We start from the raw sequence: 18079 nt of genomic DNA, 5'->3' as shown, positions 1-18079 counted from the left end.
CGCGGACACCTTTCCGGACACTTTCATTAAGCGGACAGGAGGGGGAGCGCGGGCACGCAGGCTAGAATGCGACGATCGTCTTCAAGGAAACGCGTGACATGTGTGGAATCGTGGGTGCGATCGCTGATCGCGACGTAGTGCCGGTGCTGATCGAAGGCCTGAAGCGGCTGGAGTACCGTGGTTACGATTCCTCCGGCATCGCGGTGATCGACCAGGGGGAGCGCCGCGATGTACGTCGCGTGCGTCGTACCGGTCGTGTGTCGGAAATGGCCACGGCGGCCGAGGCCGAGGGCTTCAACGCGGTGCTGGGCATCGGCCACACCCGCTGGGCCACCCATGGGGGCGTCACCGAGGCCAACGCGCATCCGCACATCAGCCATGGCGTGGCGCTGGTGCACAACGGCATCATCGAGAACCACGAAGAGCAGCGCGAGAAGCTGCGTGCGCTGGGCTACACCTTCGAGTCGCAGACCGACACCGAAGTCATCGCACACCTGATCCACCATCACCTGAAGAGTGGTGACGACCTGCTGGTGGCGCTGCAGCATACGGTGAAGGAGCTGACCGGTGCCTACGCACTGGCCGTGGTCAGCCGCGCCGAGCCGGAACGCTTCGTCTGCGCGCGGATGGGCTGCCCGCTGCTGATCGGCCTGGGCGAGGGCGAGAACTTCGTTGCCTCCGACGTCTCGGCGGTGATCTCGGCCACCCGCAAGGTCATTTTCCTGGAAGAGGGCGATACCGCCGAGATCCGTCGCGATGGCGTGCGCATCTTCGACGAGCACGACCGGCCGATCGAGCGCGACGTGCATCTGTCCGATGTGTCGCTGGCATCGCTGGAGCTGGGCCCGTACCGCCACTTCATGCAGAAGGAGATCCACGAGCAGCCGCGCGCGCTGGGCGACACCATCGAGGCGGCGATCGACGCCGGTGGTTTCCCAGCCGGGCTGTTCGGCAAGATCGCCGAAGCCGTGCTGTCGGGCACTGAAGGCGTGCAGATCATCGCCTGCGGCACCAGCTACTACGCCGGCCTGACCGCGCGCTACTGGATCGAAGCCATCGCCGGCCTTCCGTGCAGCGTGGAGATCGCCAGCGAGTACCGCTATCGCGCGGCCTACGCGAACCCGAAGCATCTGATCGTGACCATCTCCCAGTCCGGCGAAACGCTGGATACGTTGGAAGCGCTGAAGTACGCCAAGTCGCTGGGCCACAAGCACACGCTGTCGATCTGCAACGTGCCGGAAAGTGCGATTCCGCGCGCCAGCGAACTGGTGTGCTATACCCGTGCCGGTGCCGAGATCGGCGTGGCCTCGACCAAGGCCTTCACCACCCAGCTGGCGGCACTGTTCCAGCTGACCGTGGTGCTGGGCAAGCTGCACGGCCGCATCGACGCGGCGCAGGAAGCGGACTACCTCGAGCAGCTGCGCTTCCTGCCGGGCAGCGTGCAGCACGCATTGAACATGGAGCCGCAGATCGCTGCCTGGGCCGAGCGTTTCGCACGCAAGAGCAGCGCGCTGTTCCTGGGCCGTGGCCTGCATTACCCGATCGCGCTGGAAGGCGCGCTCAAGCTCAAGGAAATCTCCTACATCCACGCCGAGGCCTACCCGGCAGGCGAGCTGAAGCATGGCCCGCTGGCGCTGGTGGACGAGGACATGCCGGTGGTGGTGATCGCGCCGAACGACAGCCTGCTGGAGAAGGTGAAGTCGAACATGCAGGAAGTGCGCGCGCGTGGCGGTGAACTGTTCGTGTTCGCCGACCAGGACAGCAACTTCAACGAGTCCGAAGGCGTGCACGTGATCCGTACGCCGCGTCATGCCGGCGTGCTCAGCCCGATCGTGCACACCATTCCGGTGCAGTTGCTGGCCTACCACACCGCGCTGGCGCGCGGCACCGACGTGGACAAGCCGCGCAACCTGGCCAAGAGCGTGACGGTGGAGTAAGGCGTTACCGGAAACGGGCTGAGAGGTGAGGGACGAGGGCGTTTCTGCTCTCGTCCTTTCGCTATCCGGGTGTTGTGGAGGCCACGCTCAGGATGGCCTCAGGTACGCCATGTGACTCAGTTGAAGCTGTGGGAAGGCCTGGCCTCAACTATCTACGCATCTCGAAGACTCGAGACTTTGTCATTTTTGCGTGGCATTCGATGATGTCGATGCGATCAAAGATGTCTTCTGAATCATATGGTTCGAGATTGATCTCCCCGCATTTATCTGTTTTCGACTTGATCCAGCTCCGCTGGGAGTCACGTTCAGTCGCCTGCCGATACTTCGGCAAATTCTCCCAGATCAAGTTGAGGTTGGCGTCCTGAGTTCGATATTGCCTGAGTGCGTCCTCCAGCATCAGGTGCCGGCCATTGACGGCAAGTGTCGTGATGACATGTAACGACCACGGCCCGTTGTAGTTCGAAACGTCTGCTGTGATTGAACCGCCATCAATCTCATGTGCTCTGAACTCGACGTTGTCGAAATGGACGCTCCTGTCGCCAAATTTTCCCTTGGCATTATCCAGGACGCGCATCTTTTGGTGCTGATTAAGCTTCATTATGTCCGCGACTGCGGCCGGTATTTCAATCCTGAGTTTTGCATTGCAAATCAGGGCATTTCTGCCAGATCCGTCGCTCATCTTCTTGATAGAGATTGTTTCAATTTCCTCCAGTGCGATAGGAATTGAGTCCTGCTTGTCCGAGTACGCAGCGAAGGGTTTGTTGTCGAGCTTTGCGGGTGCATATATGTAATCGCTGTAGGTGTAGCCGCTGGCTCTGTGTCGAATGTCTTTGATCGCGGCCATGACTACATCATCGCGATTGCACTTGAATTCCTTCGGGGGACTGCCTGTCCCTGTGCACCCGGTGGAGAGGATTGAGCCTATGAGGCTGAACGATAGGAATAGTTCACGGATCTTCATGGTCTAGGTGTTGATCTTCTTCATATTCATGCGGAATTACGGGCCATTCGCATCTGTTTCCGTGGACAGTGCTGAGCTCAAGGTGGCGCATCGTGCTGGAGTGCTTGTGCGGTTGGTCGCTTGTTGCAATCTTTTCGAATGCCGAGTGCTGCACCTTGCGTCGTGTGGCGTGCTTTTGCCACATTCGGTGCAATTGAGGCACGACGCTGAGTAATGCTCCGGTGTTCAGGGGCTGGCTTAGCGTCGGGGCGAGTCAGTGACGTTGCGAGCGGCGACCAGTGGTCTTGGGGACTGAAAGCGACAGAATGCGCGGCTCGTCGGTGCCATCCTCAGCGCAGCCGGGCAGCGAGGGATACAGGCGAAGCAATGGCTATGCCCAAGCATGAGGCCTGCCTCGCAGATCACGTGTGTGGTCGAAAAATGAATTCTCGGGAAACGTGCTGTTATTTGACGCTCTGAGCTCTTCGCCTTGAGTTGCGAACGTTGGTGTTTGGTTGCCAAGTCGATGACTTTAAGCCAGGGCAGGTTCTCGTCCCGGCGGGACGGTCGGGTTGAACTTGCTTGGCTGTATCTGCGCCCGGAAGCGGCCCTGGCAAGGCCCTGCTCCGCCGTACAGACAAGTAGTCTCGGATAGTCGAAGAAAAAAGAGCATGTCGAGCTGTTGACTGATCGCTGAGCTTTTCGGACAGCTGAACTTGCTGCAGGAGTGGCACGCATTTCCCTGACTTTGCGGATTCGGGCGGTTGCCCGCGCTTCGGCGATGGTTGTGCGAACTTGAGTGGCTTGAATCGGACTCTTGCGACGCTGCATGCGAAAGGGGCCGGCGTGGCCCCTTTCGTTTGCGTCGGTACTGGTGGCAAGTGGGACAGCGGCTGGGCGTTCTGTCCGCCGTCGGCAGCAGGCAATCAATCTTTAACGCGCAACTGCGCTTGTATTCAGCGGCGGTTTCAGCCGCGGTGCCATTCTCTGGATCGTCAGTTGGTTCCCACGACGAACTGTCCCATGGATGCCGGTAGTGACCGATGGTCGCAGTCGTAGAATCGATTTGACCGAGGTCCGGGTTGAGCGGTTGAACCCACCTCGTTCGCGTTGCAGCACGTCGTCTGCCGATCCATTCCAAGCGGCAGCCGGGTGCGCCAGACGTGCGCTGAAAGGTCTGTTCCCGGGGAGGGGGCGTATCGGAAGAGCACACTTTTTGACTTCAGTGACCTGCACCAGGAAACAAGAATGAACGTCCGCGAACTCCTGCAATCCAAGAAAGAAGCTGTCATCACCATCGATGCCGAAGACACCATCGGTGCCGCCGCCCACAAGATGAGCGCGAACAGGATCGCTGCGCTGGTGGTGATGAAGGACGATGCCCCGGTCGGCATCATTTCCGAGAAGGACATCGTGCGTACCCTGGCCGACGACGGCCCGCAGGCCGGCCGCCGGGTGATTTCCAGCCTGCCGTCCACCGGCCTGGAGGGCATCGCCCCGGAGGCGACCCTGAAGCAGGCCATGTCGCTGATGACGTACTCGCGGCGCCGTCATCTGATGGTCACCGAAGGCACTCGTCTGGTCGGCATCCTCAGCCTGGGCGACATCGTGAAGAACCTGCTGGGCGAGCTGGAGCTGGAAAAGGCCGTGCTGCAGGACATCTACATGGCCGCCCACTGAGGGCTGCAGCGCTGGAAGCAGAGAAGCCGGGCATTGCCCGGCTTCTTCGTTCACGGCATCGGTGAAATCAGAAAGTGACCTTCACCGAGTCGGCGCTGTAGTTGGCTGGGCCGTGGTAGACCACTTCGATGTTGTTGCCATCCGGGTCGAGCACGAACGCACCGTAGTAGCCCGGGTGGTAAGGGCGTTCACCGGGCGCGCCGTTGTCGGTGCCGCCGGCGGCGATCGCGGCGGTATGGAAGGCATCGACGGTGGCGCTGTCGCGGGCCTGGAAGGCCAGATGGTGGCGGCCGGTCAGCTGGCCGGCGGCGGCCGTGCTGCTGGCGCTGGAAATGAACAGCTCATCGGCCCAGAAGTAGTCATCGCCTTCACCGGCGATCGGGATGCCGATCGTATCGAAGACCGCCTGGTAGAAGCGGCGACTGGCCGCCAGATCGCGCACTACCAGCTGGATGTGGTCGATCAGGCGGCCGCGGTGCAGTTCCATCGTTTCCATACGAACCTCGCAGAAAAAGGGGACGGAGGGGATTAAGCCGCTTCCAGTCCAATAATGCCAGAAACGACTTAATCCCCTCCGTCCCCTTTTCGGGTCAGACGTTGGCGATGATCTCGACCCAGTAGCCGTCCGGGTCCTTGATGAAAGCCAGGTTCTTCATGCGGCCGTCGGTCAGGCGCTTCTGGAAGGTCACGCCCAGATCCTCGAAGCGCTGGCAGGCGGCCTCGATGTCCGGCACCGACACGCAGATGTGGCCGAAGCCGCGCGGGTCGCTGTTGCCGTCGTGGTAGACCGCGCCGTCCTGGGTTTCGGTGCCGTGGTTGTGGGTCAGTTCCAGCACGCCCGGCAGCCCGGCCATCCACAGGCGGCGGGCGTTGTCATCTTCCGGCACCGTGGCGCCAGCGGGCACGTAGGCCAGGAAGTACAGGCTGAACTGGGCCTCGGGGAAGTCGCGCTTGTCGATCAGCTGGTAGCCGAGCACGCGGGTGTAGAAGTCCAGCGAAGCGGCAATGTCCTTCACGCGCAGCATGGTGTGGTTGAACACGAAGCCGATGGTTTCGGCCGGGGCCTGGGCGGCGACGCCGGGAACATCGCGCAGGGCGGGAATGGTCATGGGGGAGGTCCTTCAGACAGGGCCGTTGCCGGCCGGATGGCGCCATTCTACCGGCCAGCACCTGGCGGCACTGCGACGTACAATGGCCGGATCGCACCGTTCCGTCCTGACAACGATTGCCCGCCATGTCGCAGCGTGAATGGGTGGCTGCCGCCATCCGCAAGATCGAAGCTGATTTCAACCGTTCCGCCGATACCCACCTGATCCCGCTGGCGCTGCCAGGGTTCGAGGGCATCGACCTGTACCTGAAGGATGAGTCGAGCCATCCCACCGGCAGCCTGAAGCACCGGCTGGCGCGCTCGCTGTTCCTGTATGCGCTGGCCAATGGCTGGTTGCGTGAAGGGCGTCCGGTGATCGAGGCCTCCAGCGGCTCGACCGCCGTGTCCGAAGCCTATTTCGCGCGGCTGCTCGGCCTGCCGTTCATTGCGGTGATCCCGGCCTCCACCTCGCCTGAAAAGATCGCCGCGATCGAGTTCCACGGCGGCCGTTGCCACCTGGTCGAACGTGCCTGCGACCTCAACTGTGATTCGGAAAAGCTGGCCCGTGAAACCGGTGGCCACTTCATGGACCAGTTCACCTATGCCGAGCGCGCCACCGACTGGCGTGCCAACAACAACATCGCCGAGTCCATCTTCAAGCAGATGGCCGAAGAGCCCAGCCCGGTTCCGGAATGGATCGTATGCAGCCCCGGCACCGGCGGTACCGCAGCCACGTTGGGCCGTTATGTCAGCTACCGCCGGCATGACACCCGCATCCTGTGCGCGGACCCGGAAGTGTCGGTGTTCTTCGATGGTTACAGGGCCGCTGTGGCGGGTGAACAGGACTGGCGCGCGCTGACCTGCAGCGGTGGTTCGCGCGTGGAAGGCATCGGCCGGCCGCGGGTGGAGCCGAGTTTCATCCCGACCAGCGTCGATGCGATGGTGAAGGTGCCCGATGCGCTGAGCCTGGCCGCCATGCGCCATGTCAGCCGGCAGTTGGGGCGCCGCGTCGGCGGCTCGACCGGGACCAACTTCATCGGCGTGCTGCAGGCCGCGCAGTGGATGCGCGAGGCGGGCCATCAGGGCAGCATCGTCAGCATCCTGTGCGACAGCGGCGAGCGCTATGCGCAGAGTTACTACGACCCGGCGTGGTACGCGCGGATGGGGATCGATGTCGACGGCGCCGACGCACAGCTGGCCGCAGCGGTGGCCGGGCAGGGACTGCCCGAATTGCCGTGGTGCAGCCTGGAAGCGTTGTAACGCGGCAACGCACGGCCGGCTGTGTGTCGGCTGGGTAGAGTCGACTGTTAGTCGACTGCTCCAGGTTCAGGTCGCGAAAATCCCGCGCTGCGCGCGAAAGTCGACTAACAGTCGACTCTACCCGGTCGCCGGGGCGGCTCAATATCCCGCTGCAGTGAACGCGTCCAGCACCGCGTCGCGCAGTGCATCGGGCAAGGCCTCGATGTCCATCGCGCGATCATCCAGATGCAGGCTCGGGTCCAGGATGCTCGCTCGGCCCTGGGCCAGCGCCTGCAGCCACAGCAGCACGCAGATCACGAACTCGCGCTCATGGCCCAGCCGCAGCTGGCTGGCGCCGCGTTCGATCACCTCGAACGGGTACCACTCCTGCGCATCGTTGAACGTGCCGCCCTGCTGCAGCACTGCCTGCAACTGCTGCAGATGGCGCGGGGCGTCATCGCCGGCATCGCACAATGCGGCGATCCAGGTCAGTTCGGCCGGACTGGCGGACAATGCCAGTGACCGGGCCGGTGAGGCGGATGCAACTGCAGCCAGACCTTCCATGTAGGGCCTCGTTCGGTGCGTACCGCTGCGGACTCCCCCGCAGCCAGAGCTTCGGTGCGCGACCGTAAGGCCGACGTGAATGCCGGGCCGTGCCCCCTTGTCAGCCCCGCCTGCCAGCGCCATATCCTGCACGCTGCCCGCCTGCCGGGCCCGTACCCTGGAGATCTGCCGTGACCGTTGCCAACCCCCTGCTCGATTTTTCCGGCCTGCCGCGCTTCGAGGCCATCCGCCCCGAGCACGTGGCGCCGGCGCTGGACGTGCTGCTGGCCGAGGCCGAAGCCGCCGTCAGCGCCGCCGAGCAGGTGCAGCCGGTCACCTGGCAGACCTTCGTTGCCCCGCTGGATGACGCCACCGAGCGCCTATGGCGCGCCTGGGGTCTGGTCGGCCACCTGCAGGGCGTGGTCAACACCCCGGAACTGCGTGAGGCCTACAACAGCAACCTGCCGCGGGTGACCCGCTTCGCCAGCGCGCTGGGCCAGAACCTGGCGTTGTACCGGCAGTACCAGACGCTGGCCGCCAGTGCCGAGGCGGCGCGATTCGACGCGGCCCAGCGCAAGGTGCTGGACAACACCCTGCGCGATTTCCGCCTCGGTGGTGCCGAGCTGGCGCCGGAGGCGCAGCAGCGCTTCGCGGCGATCAAGGAAGAACTGTCGGCGCTGTCGGCGAAGTTCTCGCAGAACGTGCTCGACGCTACCGATGCCTGGTCGCTGATCATCGAGGACGAAGCGCGGCTGAAGGGCCTGCCGGAAGACGTGAAGGCCGCCGCACATGCGGCAGCACAGAAGGACGGCAAGGCCGGCTGGAAACTGACCCTGCAGATGCCGTGCTACCTGCCGGTGCAGACCTGGGGTGAGGACCGCGACCTGCGCGAGATCCTGTACCGCGCCAGCGCACAGCGTGCGTCCGAATTCGGCGATGAGTCCCTGGACAACAGCGGCAACATCGATCGGATCCTCGCCCTGCGCGCTGAACTGGCCGCGCTGCTCGGCTTCGATTCGTATGGCGATTATTCGGTAGCGACCAAGATGGCGCAGGACCCGGCCGAAGTGCTGGGTTTCCTGCGTGACCTGGCCGCGCGCGCCAAGCCGTTCGCGGCCAGGGACCGGGCCGACCTGGAGCAGTTCGCACGCGAGCAGCTGGGCATCGACAGCCTGCAGGCCTGGGACCTGGCGTTCGCCGCCGACCGTCTGAAGCAGGCCCGTTACAGCTATTCCGAACAGGAAGTGAAGCAGTACTTCACCGAACCGAAGGTGCTGGGCGGCCTGTTCTCGGTGATCGAGCAGCTGTACGGCCTGCGCGTGCAGGAGGACAGCGCACCGGTGTGGCATGACGACGTGCGCTTCTTCCGTCTGGTCGATGCGCAGGGCGCGCTGGTCGGCCAGTTCTATCTGGACCTGTATGCGCGCGAGGGCAAGCGTGGCGGCGCGTGGATGGACGATTGCCGCAACCGTCGCGTGCGCGCGGACGGCAGCGTGCAGACGCCGCTGGTCTACCTGGTGTGCAACTTCGGCCGCGGTGCCAATGGCAAGCCGGCCACCTTCAGCCACAACGAAGTGACCACGCTGTTCCATGAGATGGGCCATGGCCTGCACCAGCTGCTGACCCGCATCGGCGAACTGGGCGTGGCCGGCATCAATGGCGTGGAATGGGATGCAGTGGAACTGCCCAGCCAGTTCATGGAGAACTTCTGCTGGGAGTGGGAGCACCTGCAGGCCATGACCGCGCACGTGGACACGGGCGAACCGCTGCCGCGCGGGCTGTACGAGCGCATGCTGGCCGCGCGCAACTTCCACAGCGGCATGGCCACGGTGCGCCAGCTTGAGTTCGGCCTGTTCGACATGCTGTTGCACAGTCAGTTCGAACCGGCGCAGGACAGCGTGCTGGCGCTGCTCGATCGCGTGCGTGCGGAGGTGGCGGTGAACCATCCGCCGGCCTGGAACCGCTTCCCGCACCAGTTCAGCCACATCTTCGCGGGCGGTTACGCCGCCGGCTACTACAGCTACAAGTGGGCCGAAGTGCTCAGTGCCGACGCCTATGCGGCGTTCGAGGAAGCGCCGCAGGCACTGGCCGAGACCGGTGCACGCTTCCGCGATGAGATCCTGTCGCGCGGTGGCAGCCGCCCGGCGGCGGAGAACTTCAAGGCCTTCCGTGGGCGCGCGCCGCAGATCGACGCGCTGCTGCGCCACTCGGGCATGGCGTAAACCGTTGTGGTGGGTGCCAACCTTGGTTGGCACTTCACCGCCATCCACGCATGGCGTGGATCCACCGGAAGGTTCGGACATGGCGTAACGCCTTGGTAGGCGCCAACCTTGGTTGGCGGAAAGCCCAGGCCAACCAAGGTTGGCCTCTACCGGGCGTCGCGCCTTGGGGTCATTCGGCGTAGATCATCTTCCGGGTCATGCCGCCGTCGACGATGAAGTCCTGGCCGGTGCTGAAACCGGACAGCGACGACAGCAGGTACACCGCCAGTGCACCGATATCTTCAGGGCGGCCGACCCGGCCGACTGGATGCTGTGCGTGGTCGATGGCCGAGTACTCTGGTTCATGGCGCCGTGAGGGTGCCTGCCACGCAGTGGTACCGACCCAGCCGGGGCTGATGCTGTTCACCCGCACCGCCGGGCCGGCGCTGATCGCCAGCGCATGGGTGAAGGCCACCAGGCCACCCTTGGCCGCCGCATAGGCCTCGCTGTGCGCTTCGGATTGCCAGGCGCGGGTGGAGGCGATGTTGATGATCGCGCCCGCAGCACTGTCCGTCAGCGCCGGCAGCGCGTGCTTGCTGCACAGGAAGGCGCCATGCAGCGACGACAGCCGGCGTTGCCATTCGTGCCAGTCCATGTCCTGCAGCCGCGTGCCGTGCGGCCCGGCGATGCCGGCATTGTTGACCAGCCCGTCGATGTGTCCGAAACGCTGCAGCGCCTCGGCGATGAAGTCGCGCACGCTGGCTTCGTCGGTGATGTCCAAACGCTGGAACGCGGCATCCTCACCGCGCTGCCATTCGTCCAGGCAGGCTTGGCCGGCCTCCCTGTCCAGGTCGCCGATCAGCACGCGTCCGCCGGCACCGAGCACAGCCTGGGCAATACCGCGACCGATGCCGTTGGCGCCGCCGGTGACCAGCACCACCTTGCCCGACAGTGGCGCGGCCGGCCATGCGGCAATCGGCGGCACCGTGCTCACGTCAGGTCTTCGCCGCGCAGGCGACGATGCCAGCCGTCCACGCCGATGCGGTCCAGGGTCTGGATGTTGCGCTCGACGATCACGTCCGGGTCCGGATACACATCCACCGCGCGCGCCACGCTGTCTTCGCGCAGCAGGTGCAGGGTGGGGAAGGGCGCGCGGTTGGTGTAGTTGCTGGCGTCGTCGGCGGCCACGCCCTCGAACTGGTAATCCGGATGGAAGCTGGCCACCTGCAGGATCCCCTGCAGGTCCAGTGCCTCGATCGCCGCATCTGCGTTGTCGAGGAAGTCGTTGTAGTCGAGGAAATCGGTCAGCACCTGCGGATGCACGATCAGCGTCGTGTCGATCTGCTCGGCCGGCGTGTCGCGCAGCAGCACCAGCTCCTCGGCCAGCTGTTCAACCAGCGCTTCTGTCGTGGTCGCATCGCTGAGCACGATGCGGACCTGGTCCTTCACGTATACCGCCTTGGCGAACGGGCACAGGTTCAGGCCGATGACGATGCGCTCCAGCCACAGGCGGGTGGCGGCGATCGGGTCATCGGTGGACAGGTCGGAATCGGTCATGGCGGGCACGTCGGCTGGCGGGGCCGACATTGTAGGCGCGTCGCTGGCAACGCGCCGTCGTACCTGCGGCTGGCAGCGCCGGGGGATTCCCGGCAGGTGGCTCAGTCGCGGAAATTGTTGAACTGCAGCGGCAGCTCGAACTTGCCGGCCTTGAGCACGGCGATGGCGTCCTGCAGGTCATCGCGCTTCTTGCCCTGCACGCGCAGCTTGTCGCCGTTGATCTGGCTTTCCACCTTCAGCTTGGCGTCCTTCAGGGCCGCCGCGATCTTCTTGGCGATCTTCTGCTCGATGCCCTGCTTGACGGTGATCTTCTGCCGGGCCTGGGCCAGGTTGGTCTCGATGTCGCCGAACTCCAGGCTGAGCACGTCGATGCCGCGCGCGGCCAGGCGAGCACGCAGGATGTCGTTCATCTGCTTGAGCTGGAATTCGGTCGGCGCGAACTGATTGATGACATCGCCGTCGCGCTCGAACTTTGCGTCCACGCCCTTGAAGTCGAAGCGGGTGGCCAGTTCGCGGTTGGCCTGGTCGATGGCGTTGGTCAGCTCGTGGGTGTCGACTTCGGACACGACGTCGAAGGAAGGCATGGGCGATGCTCCGCAGGTTTCAGTGGCGATCATTCTATCGTGCCGGCCCGCGTGCCCGCTTTCTGTGGAGCCCGGCCCATGCTCGGCGGCCGCCCTACAATCCGGTGCGGTCGGCGATAATGGGCCATGAACGTGCAACGCTCCCCTTCGCGTGCGGTGGCCTGGATGGTCGCTGCGGTCGCCTGTTTCTCGCTGATGGACGCTGGCATGAAGCAGCTGTCGGCCAGCTATCCCACCCTGGAAGTGACTTTCCTGCGTGGTGCGGCCTCGTTGCCGTTCGTGCTGGTGTGGGTGCTGGTCAGTGCCGGCCCACGTTCGCTGGTGCCGCGGCGCTGGGGCCTGCACCTGCTGCGTGGCGCGTTGGGCATGGCGATGATCGGCTGCTTCGTGTTCGCCCTGCGCGACCTGCCGCTGTCCACCGCCTACACCATCTACTTTGTTGCCCCGCTGCTGATCGCCGCGCTGTCGGTGCCGTTGCTGGGCGAGCGGGTCGGGCCGCGGCGCTGGGTCGCCATCGGCATTGGCCTGGTGGGCGTGCTGGTGGTGCTGCGGCCGGGCGTGGATGGCTTCATTTCGGTGCCCGGCCTGATGGTGCTGGCGGCGGCAACGGCCTATGCCGTGGCGGCGATCACGGTCAGCCTGCTGACCCGCACCGATACCTCGCAGTCGATGGTGGTCTGGTTCCTGGTGATCATGGCCATCGGCGCCGGCCTGCTCGCCATTCCCGGCTGGGTACCGCTGCAGCTGGCACACGCGCCTTTGATTGCCGGCATGGGCCTGGCCGGGGCGCTGGGCCAGATTGCCCTGACCAAGGCCTTCCAGCTGGGCGAGGCCTCGATGATCGCGCCGCTGGAGTACAGCGGCCTGGTCTGGGTGATCGGCTGGGATCTGGCCTTCTGGGGCCAGCTGCCGGACGGCTATACCTGGGTGGGCGCGGCGATCATCGTCGCCTCGGGGCTGTACCTGCTGCATCGCGAGCGGGTAAACCGGCAGGAACCGCCGAAGCCGCTGGATCATCCCTGAGCCCGGGGGTAGTGCCGGCCACTGGCCGGCAACCCCTTGCGCCGGAGGGACCGCTGCAGGTGCCGGCCAGCGGCCGGCACTACCGGGGACAGTTTCTTAGAACCAAAAGGAATAACATTCTGGGCCATGGCGCGGGCGCGCGACCGCCTGCGCTGGTAGGCTGCACGCCCCCTTCCGTCACCCAGCCGGTGAGCCACGCCCGTGATCGAGTTCCAGCGCCTGCACAAATCCTATGCCGTTGCCGGCCGCGAAGTCAGCGCGCTGCAACCGTTGGACCTGACCATCGAGGCCGGTGAGGTTTTCGGCATCATCGGCCATTCCGGCGCCGGCAAGTCGACACTTATCCGCATGATCAACCGCCTGGAAGAACCCAGTGGTGGCCGGCTGCTGATCGGCGGTGAGGATGTCACCGCGCTGGACGCGGACGGCCTGCGCGCGCTGCGCCGGCGCATCGGCATGATCTTCCAGCACTTCAACCTGCTGTCCTCGCGCACGGTGGCTGGCAATGTCGCCTTCCCGCTGGAACTGGCCGGCACGCCGAAGACGGAGATCGACGCGCGCGTGGCCGAGCTGCTGCAGACTGTGGGCCTCGAAGCGCATGCGCAGAAGTATCCGGCGCAGCTGTCCGGTGGCCAGAAACAGCGCGTCGGCATCGCCCGCGCGCTGGCGACCCGTCCGCAGATCCTGCTGTGCGACGAGGCCACCAGTGCGCTCGACCCGCAGACCACCGCTTCGGTGCTGTCGCTGCTGTCGAAGATCAATCGCGAGCTGGGCCTGACCATCGTGCTGATCACCCACGAGATGGACGTGATCCGCCGTGTCTGCGACCGCGTTGCGGTGCTCGATGCCGGCCAGATGGTCGAAACCGGTCCGGTCACCCGGGTGTTCCTGCACCCGCAGCACCCGACCACGCGCCGTTTCGTCAGCGAATCGGAGCATGTGGACGAGGGCACGCTGCACCGCGATTTCGATGCCGTCGGTGGCCGCATCGTGCGCCTGACCTTCCTCGGTGGCGACACCTACGAACCCCTGCTCGGCCGCGTCGCGCGCGAGACCGGGGTCGACTACAACATCCTGTCCGGCCGCATCGACCGGATCAAGGACACCCCGTATGGCCAACTGGTGGTCGCCCTGGTGGGCGGCGACCAGTCCGCCGCGCAGGCCGCGTTCGTGGCCGCCGGCGTGCATGTTGAGGAGCTGCGTCGATGATCATCGCTACTGCCGGCGGATTCTTCCGCCACCTGGACGCGGGCAAGTGGGCCGACATCGGCCAGGCCACCATCGACACCCTGCTGATGCTGCTCGGTTCGCTGCCGCTGACCCTGGCCATCGGCCTGCCGCTGGGCGTGCTGCTGTACCTGTTCGGTGCACCGCAGATGAAGCGCCGTCCGTTCGCCTATGGCGTGCTGGCGCTGGTGGTGAACCTGCTGCGCTCGGTGCCTTTCATCATCCTGATGATCGTGCTGATCCCGGTCACCCTGTTCCTGATGGGGACGTCGCTGGGTGTACGCGGTGCGATCGTGCCTCTGGTCATCGGTGCCGCGCCGTTCTACGCGCGCCTGGTCGAGACCGCACTGCGCGAAGTTGACCGTGGCGTGATCGAAGCGACCCAGGCGATGGGAGCCACCACCTGGCAGCTGGTCACCCGCGTGCTGCTGCCGGAAGCGCGCCCGGGCCTGATCGCTGGCGCAACGGTCACCACCGTCGCGCTGATCGGCTTCACCGCGATGGGCGGTGCGATCGGCTCCGGTGGCCTTGGCGACCTGGCCTTCCGCGACGGCTACCAGCGCTCGCACACCGACGTGGCGCTGGTCACCGTGGTCCTGCTGCTGATCCTGGTGCAGCTGCTGCAGATGCTTGGCGACCGCCTGGTCGCGCATTACAGCCGCAGATAACAGAATGCCGGGCGGCGCCCGGCATCTCGTTTGGGTAGTGCCGGCCGCTGGCCGGCAATCCCACGTGCGGTCAACGCACGTTCGGTACTTCGTAACCCAGCTTCCCGACCTGCTCCGGGTGCTGCGGCACGCGCTTGAGCTTGTCGGTGTTCACCCCGTACTCGTCACGCAGGCGTTCGGCCAGCTCCTTGTACAGGGCTTTGTCCATGTCCGGCGTACGCGAGAAGATCCAGGCCATCTCGCGGCCCGGGTAACCGATCAGTGCCCACGAGTAATCCGGTGCCACTTCCAGCACCCGCGAATGGGTAGGCACGACGCGGTAGAACCAGGTGCGCCAGCCGTGGTTGCCGCTGTCCGGGTCGACGCTGGCGCGGGCACGCACTTCCTGCAGCGGTTCGCCGAAGCCATCACGGTAGCGGTAGGTGATGCCGACCTTGTGCTCGTCCCGCAGTTCGTAGTCGTTGACGCTGGCCACATGGCCACGTTCGATGAAGTTCGGCACGCGGCCGATCACGTACCAGGTGCCCATGAAGCGCTTCAGGTCGATCGGCGCATCCGGGTCGGTCGCGCGCGGGGTGCTGGCGCGGGGCGATGGCGGCTCACTGGCGGCCACGGCGGGGCCCGCCAGGGACAGGGCCAACAGCATGGCGCAGAGCGGGCGGATCGAAGTCATGCGGGAGCGGGCTCAGGAGGGCTTTGCCTGAGCATGGTCGACTGAGCGTGCGCGATCCGTCAATGGTGTCGCAACCTGTGAGAAGGGCCTTGCCCAAGCTGTGTTGCATTGTCCACCGGAGAAGCCCCATGAACGCACGTTCCGTCCGCCGCCCTGCAACTGAACGCGTCATCATTGAACGCGCCGATCCGCGCCTGCTGCGCAGCGTGCAGCAGGTGGCCCTGGCCGGCCTGGCGCTGGTACTGGTCTGGCCAGCCGCGCGCGGCAGCAACGCCTGGCTGGGCTGGCTGCCGATGTGGCTGGTGGGCATGCCGCTGGTGGCCTGGTGGGCGCTGCTGCGCTTCCCTGTGCCGCGCCTGTCGTGGCTGCGGCTGGCCCGTCGCACCGGTGGACAGGCACATCGTCGCACCGCCGGGACGCCCCGCCGTCGCCGCCGCGCTACGGCCACGGCCTGACCTTCGACACGGGGGCGGCTGCAGCGATCCATGCTAGCGTTCCACGGCTTATGACTGCCTGGAGCTGCAATGTCTCGACTCGCTTCCGCCTGCCTGCTGGCTGGCATGATGACCGCTGCCTCGGTGGGGACCGCCGTGGCTGCTGAAGACACCGATCGCTACGCCTGGCTGGAGGACGTCACCGGCGACAAGCCGCTGTCCTGGGTCAAGGAACAGAACGCCAAGTCCGAGGCGCGCCTGGCGCAGACCCCGGCCTTCAAGCAGATGGAGACCAGCATCCGCGAGGTGCTCGACTCCGATGCCAAGATTCCCGCCGTGCAGAAGATCGGTGACTACTATTACAACTTCTGGAAGGACCAGCAGCACGAGCGTGGCCTGTGGCGCCGCACCACGCTGGCCGAGTACCGCAAGGCCTCGCCGCAGTGGGAGACCGTGCTTGACCTCGATGCCCTGAACAAGGCCGAGGGCGAGAACTGGGTCTGGCACGGCGCCGACTGCCTGCGCCCGGATTACAGCCGCTGCCTGATCGCGCTGTCGCGCGGTGGTGCCGACGCCGACGTGACCCGCGAGTTCGACCTGGCCAACAAGACCTGGATCAAGGACGGCTTCTTCCGTCCGGAGTCGAAGGGCGGCCTGAACTGGATCGATCGCGACACCGTATTCGTCTACACCGACTTCGGTGCCGGCTCGATGACCACCTCCGGCTACCCGCGCGTGGCCAAGCTGTGGAAGCGTGGTACGCCGATGGCCTCCGCCAGCGTGGTGTATGAAGGCAAGCCGGAAGACATGTACATCGCGGCGATGCACGATGACACCCCGGGCTTCGAGCGCAACCTGGTCAGCCGCACGCTGGCGTTCTACAACAACGAGATCTACCTGCGTGGCGACGATGGCACGCTGACCAAGATCGATGCGCCGAACTCGGCCGAGAAGGGCCTGCACAAGCAGTGGCTGACCCTGGAGTTGCGTGATCCGTGGACCGTGGGTGGCAAGACCTATGCGTCCGGTTCGCTGCTGGCGACCAGGCTGGATGACTTCCTGGCCGGCAAGCGTGACTTCGACGTGCTGTTCACCCCGACCGCGACCACCTCGCTGGCCAGCGCCACCTGGACCAAGAGCCACCTGGTGCTGAACGTGCTGGATGACGTCAAGAACCGCCTGTCGGTGCTGACCCCGGGCGCCAATGGCTGGCAGACCAGCCGCTTCGTTGGCGCGCCGGCCTTCGGCACGCTGGGCGTGGCTGCTGTCGACAGCAACGACAGCGACGCGGTGTGGCTGACCGCCACCGACTACCTGACCCCGACCACTCTGGCGCTGGCCGAGATCGGGCAGGCCCCGGAAACGCTGAAGACCATGCCGGCCTTCTTCGATGCCAAGGGCAAGGTGATCGAGCAGCACTTCGCCACCAGCAAGGACGGCACCCGCGTGCCGTACTTCGTGGTGCACGACAAGGCGATGAAGCTGGACGGTTCCAACCCGACCCTGCTGTACGGTTACGGTGGTTTCGAGATCTCGCTGACCCCGGGCTACTCCGGTGGCATGGGCCGCGCCTGGCTGGAAAAGGGCGGCGTGTACGTGGTTGCCAACATCCGTGGCGGCGGCGAATACGGCCCACGCTGGCACCAGGCGGCGCTGAAGCAGAACCGCCACAAGGCCTATGAAGACATGGCCGCGGTGGCACGCGATCTGGTCAAGCGCAAGATCACCAGCGCCAGTCACCTGGGCGTGCAGGGCGGCAGCAACGGTGGCCTGCTGACCGGCAACATGCTGACCCAGTACCCGGAACTGTTCGGTGCGGTGGTGGTGCAGGTGCCGCTGCTGGACATGAAGCGCTACAGCCATCTGCTGGCCGGCGCCTCGTGGATGGCCGAGTACGGCAACCCGGATACCAGCGACTGGGCGTTCATCAAGACCTTCTCGCCGTACCACCTGTTCGACGCGAAGAAGAAGTACCCGCCGGTGCTGTTCACCACCTCCACCCGCGATGACCGCGTGCACCCGGGCCACGCCCGCAAGATGGCGGCGAAGATGATCGACGCCGGCAAGGACGTGACCTACTACGAGAACATCGAAGGTGGCCACGGCGGTGCAGCCAACAATGCGCAGGCCGCACACATGTCGGCGCTGGCCTACAGCTTCCTGTGGGAGCGGTTGGGCGGTAAGTAAGCAGACAGGCAGAACGGAAAACGCCGCCCCCCGGGGGGGGGGTTTTTTTTTAAGGTTTGGGGGGGGGGGGGGGGGGGGGGGGGGGGGGGGGGGGGGGGG

At 65.3% G+C, this 18079-nt stretch carries 17 protein-coding genes; 9 read left to right on the top strand and 8 right to left on the bottom strand.

Annotated features, from left to right (window positions below):
- Positions 1-98 precede the first annotated feature (98 nt).
- Positions 99-1937: a glutamine--fructose-6-phosphate transaminase (isomerizing) gene (glmS, locus tag O0K41_RS10620; protein WP_049450412.1), complete on the top strand. Its 1839-nt coding sequence runs from the start codon at positions 99-101 to the stop codon at positions 1935-1937.
- A gap of 148 nt (positions 1938-2085) precedes the next feature.
- Here the strand turns inward: glmS and O0K41_RS10615 are convergent, their stop codons facing one another.
- Complete coding sequence (locus O0K41_RS10615; protein WP_149501333.1) at positions 2086-2781, bottom strand: lysozyme inhibitor LprI family protein; 696 nt, start codon at positions 2779-2781, stop codon at positions 2086-2088.
- A gap of 1344 nt (positions 2782-4125) precedes the next feature.
- Here O0K41_RS10615 and O0K41_RS10610 point away from each other — a divergent pair.
- A complete protein-coding gene (locus O0K41_RS10610; RefSeq protein WP_005411115.1) occupies positions 4126-4557 on the top strand; it encodes a CBS domain-containing protein in 432 nt (143 codons plus the stop codon).
- A 67-nt stretch (positions 4558-4624) separates the two neighbouring features.
- Here the strand turns inward: O0K41_RS10610 and O0K41_RS10605 are convergent, their stop codons facing one another.
- On the bottom strand, positions 4625-5053 hold the full coding sequence (locus O0K41_RS10605) for a VOC family protein (protein WP_005414534.1): 429 nt from the start codon (positions 5051-5053) through the stop codon (positions 4625-4627).
- Positions 5054-5147: 94 nt separating this feature from the next.
- The gene (gene gloA / locus O0K41_RS10600) at positions 5148-5666 is read right to left on the bottom strand and encodes a lactoylglutathione lyase (RefSeq protein WP_099605171.1); all 519 of its coding nucleotides are present in this window, start codon (positions 5664-5666) and stop codon (positions 5148-5150) included.
- A 125-nt stretch (positions 5667-5791) separates the two neighbouring features.
- Here gloA and O0K41_RS10595 point away from each other — a divergent pair, with 125 nt between their 5' ends.
- Positions 5792-6904, top strand: coding sequence for a PLP-dependent cysteine synthase family protein (locus O0K41_RS10595; RefSeq protein ID WP_049450416.1), 1113 nt, complete (start codon positions 5792-5794; stop codon positions 6902-6904).
- Positions 6905-7042: 138 nt separating this feature from the next.
- On the opposite strand, the gene O0K41_RS10590 is transcribed toward O0K41_RS10595, so the two are convergent.
- Positions 7043-7447, bottom strand: coding sequence for a hypothetical protein (locus O0K41_RS10590; protein WP_005411111.1), 405 nt, complete (start codon positions 7445-7447; stop codon positions 7043-7045).
- Between the two features lie 170 nt (positions 7448-7617).
- On the opposite strand from O0K41_RS10590, the gene O0K41_RS10585 reads away from it, so the two are divergent.
- Positions 7618-9648, top strand: a complete 2031-nt coding sequence (locus O0K41_RS10585) for a M3 family metallopeptidase (protein ID WP_099605137.1) — start codon at positions 7618-7620, stop codon at positions 9646-9648.
- Positions 9649-9817: 169 nt separating this feature from the next.
- Here O0K41_RS10585 and O0K41_RS10580 read toward each other — a convergent pair whose 3' ends face one another.
- The 3 genes from O0K41_RS10580 to O0K41_RS10570 form a co-directional block, all read right to left on the bottom strand.
- A complete protein-coding gene (locus tag O0K41_RS10580; protein ID WP_012481308.1) occupies positions 9818-10621 on the bottom strand; it encodes an SDR family oxidoreductase in 804 nt (267 codons plus the stop codon).
- A complete protein-coding gene (locus O0K41_RS10575) occupies positions 10618-11184 on the bottom strand; it encodes a DUF1415 domain-containing protein (protein WP_024957065.1) in 567 nt (188 codons plus the stop codon). Before O0K41_RS10575 ends, O0K41_RS10580 begins: the two co-directional genes overlap by 4 nt.
- A 101-nt stretch (positions 11185-11285) precedes the next feature.
- A complete protein-coding gene (locus O0K41_RS10570) occupies positions 11286-11768 on the bottom strand; it encodes a YajQ family cyclic di-GMP-binding protein (RefSeq protein WP_005411107.1) in 483 nt (160 codons plus the stop codon).
- 126 nt (positions 11769-11894) lie between these two features.
- On the opposite strand from O0K41_RS10570, the gene O0K41_RS10565 reads away from it, so the two are divergent.
- From O0K41_RS10565 to O0K41_RS10555, 3 genes are all read left to right on the top strand, one after another.
- Entirely contained in the window at positions 11895-12791 is an 897-nt protein-coding gene (locus O0K41_RS10565) for a DMT family transporter (protein WP_005411106.1), read from the top strand.
- 201 nt (positions 12792-12992) lie between these two features.
- The gene (locus O0K41_RS10560) at positions 12993-14000 is read left to right on the top strand and encodes a methionine ABC transporter ATP-binding protein (RefSeq protein ID WP_005411105.1); all 1008 of its coding nucleotides are present in this window, start codon (positions 12993-12995) and stop codon (positions 13998-14000) included.
- Positions 13997-14686: a methionine ABC transporter permease gene (locus tag O0K41_RS10555; protein WP_005411104.1), complete on the top strand. Its 690-nt coding sequence runs from the start codon at positions 13997-13999 to the stop codon at positions 14684-14686. Before O0K41_RS10560 ends, O0K41_RS10555 begins: the two co-directional genes overlap by 4 nt.
- A 70-nt stretch (positions 14687-14756) precedes the next feature.
- On the opposite strand, the gene O0K41_RS10550 is transcribed toward O0K41_RS10555, so the two are convergent.
- Positions 14757-15359, bottom strand: a complete 603-nt coding sequence (locus tag O0K41_RS10550) for a lipocalin family protein (RefSeq protein ID WP_005411103.1) — start codon at positions 15357-15359, stop codon at positions 14757-14759.
- A gap of 128 nt (positions 15360-15487) precedes the next feature.
- On the opposite strand from O0K41_RS10550, the gene O0K41_RS10545 reads away from it, so the two are divergent.
- Both O0K41_RS10545 and O0K41_RS10540 read left to right on the top strand, forming a co-directional pair.
- Positions 15488-15814 carry a hypothetical protein gene (locus O0K41_RS10545; RefSeq protein ID WP_024957062.1) on the top strand — a complete coding sequence of 109 codons (327 nt, stop codon included), beginning with the start codon at positions 15488-15490 and terminating at the stop codon, positions 15812-15814.
- Positions 15815-15883: 69 nt separating this feature from the next.
- A complete protein-coding gene (locus tag O0K41_RS10540) occupies positions 15884-17980 on the top strand; it encodes a prolyl oligopeptidase family serine peptidase (protein ID WP_164222975.1) in 2097 nt (698 codons plus the stop codon).
- Positions 17981-18079 lie beyond the last annotated feature (99 nt).

The sequence above is a fragment of the Stenotrophomonas sp. Sm2128 genome (assembly GCF_030985535.1).
GTDB lineage: Bacteria > Pseudomonadota > Gammaproteobacteria > Xanthomonadales > Xanthomonadaceae > Stenotrophomonas > Stenotrophomonas maltophilia.
This window is presented reverse-complemented; position numbering and strand designations above follow the sequence as displayed.

Coding starts and splice junctions, on each gene's coding strand:
- glmS (WP_049450412.1), top strand. CDS start 99: ATGTGTGGAATCGTGGGTGCGATCGCTGATCGCGACGTAGTGCCGGTG.
- O0K41_RS10615 (WP_149501333.1), bottom strand. CDS start 2,781: ATGGCCGCGATCAAAGACATTCGACACAGAGCCAGCGGCTACACCTAC.
- O0K41_RS10610 (WP_005411115.1), top strand. CDS start 4,126: ATGAACGTCCGCGAACTCCTGCAATCCAAGAAAGAAGCTGTCATCACC.
- O0K41_RS10605 (WP_005414534.1), bottom strand. CDS start 5,053: ATGGAAACGATGGAACTGCACCGCGGCCGCCTGATCGACCACATCCAG.
- gloA (WP_099605171.1), bottom strand. CDS start 5,666: ATGACCATTCCCGCCCTGCGCGATGTTCCCGGCGTCGCCGCCCAGGCC.
- O0K41_RS10595 (WP_049450416.1), top strand. CDS start 5,792: ATGTCGCAGCGTGAATGGGTGGCTGCCGCCATCCGCAAGATCGAAGCT.
- O0K41_RS10590 (WP_005411111.1), bottom strand. CDS start 7,447: ATGGAAGGTCTGGCTGCAGTTGCATCCGCCTCACCGGCCCGGTCACTG.
- O0K41_RS10575 (WP_024957065.1), bottom strand. CDS start 11,184: ATGACCGATTCCGACCTGTCCACCGATGACCCGATCGCCGCCACCCGC.
- O0K41_RS10570 (WP_005411107.1), bottom strand. CDS start 11,768: ATGCCTTCCTTCGACGTCGTGTCCGAAGTCGACACCCACGAGCTGACC.
- O0K41_RS10565 (WP_005411106.1), top strand. CDS start 11,895: ATGAACGTGCAACGCTCCCCTTCGCGTGCGGTGGCCTGGATGGTCGCT.
- O0K41_RS10555 (WP_005411104.1), top strand. CDS start 13,997: ATGATCATCGCTACTGCCGGCGGATTCTTCCGCCACCTGGACGCGGGC.
- O0K41_RS10550 (WP_005411103.1), bottom strand. CDS start 15,359: ATGACTTCGATCCGCCCGCTCTGCGCCATGCTGTTGGCCCTGTCCCTG.
- O0K41_RS10545 (WP_024957062.1), top strand. CDS start 15,488: ATGAACGCACGTTCCGTCCGCCGCCCTGCAACTGAACGCGTCATCATT.
- O0K41_RS10540 (WP_164222975.1), top strand. CDS start 15,884: ATGTCTCGACTCGCTTCCGCCTGCCTGCTGGCTGGCATGATGACCGCT.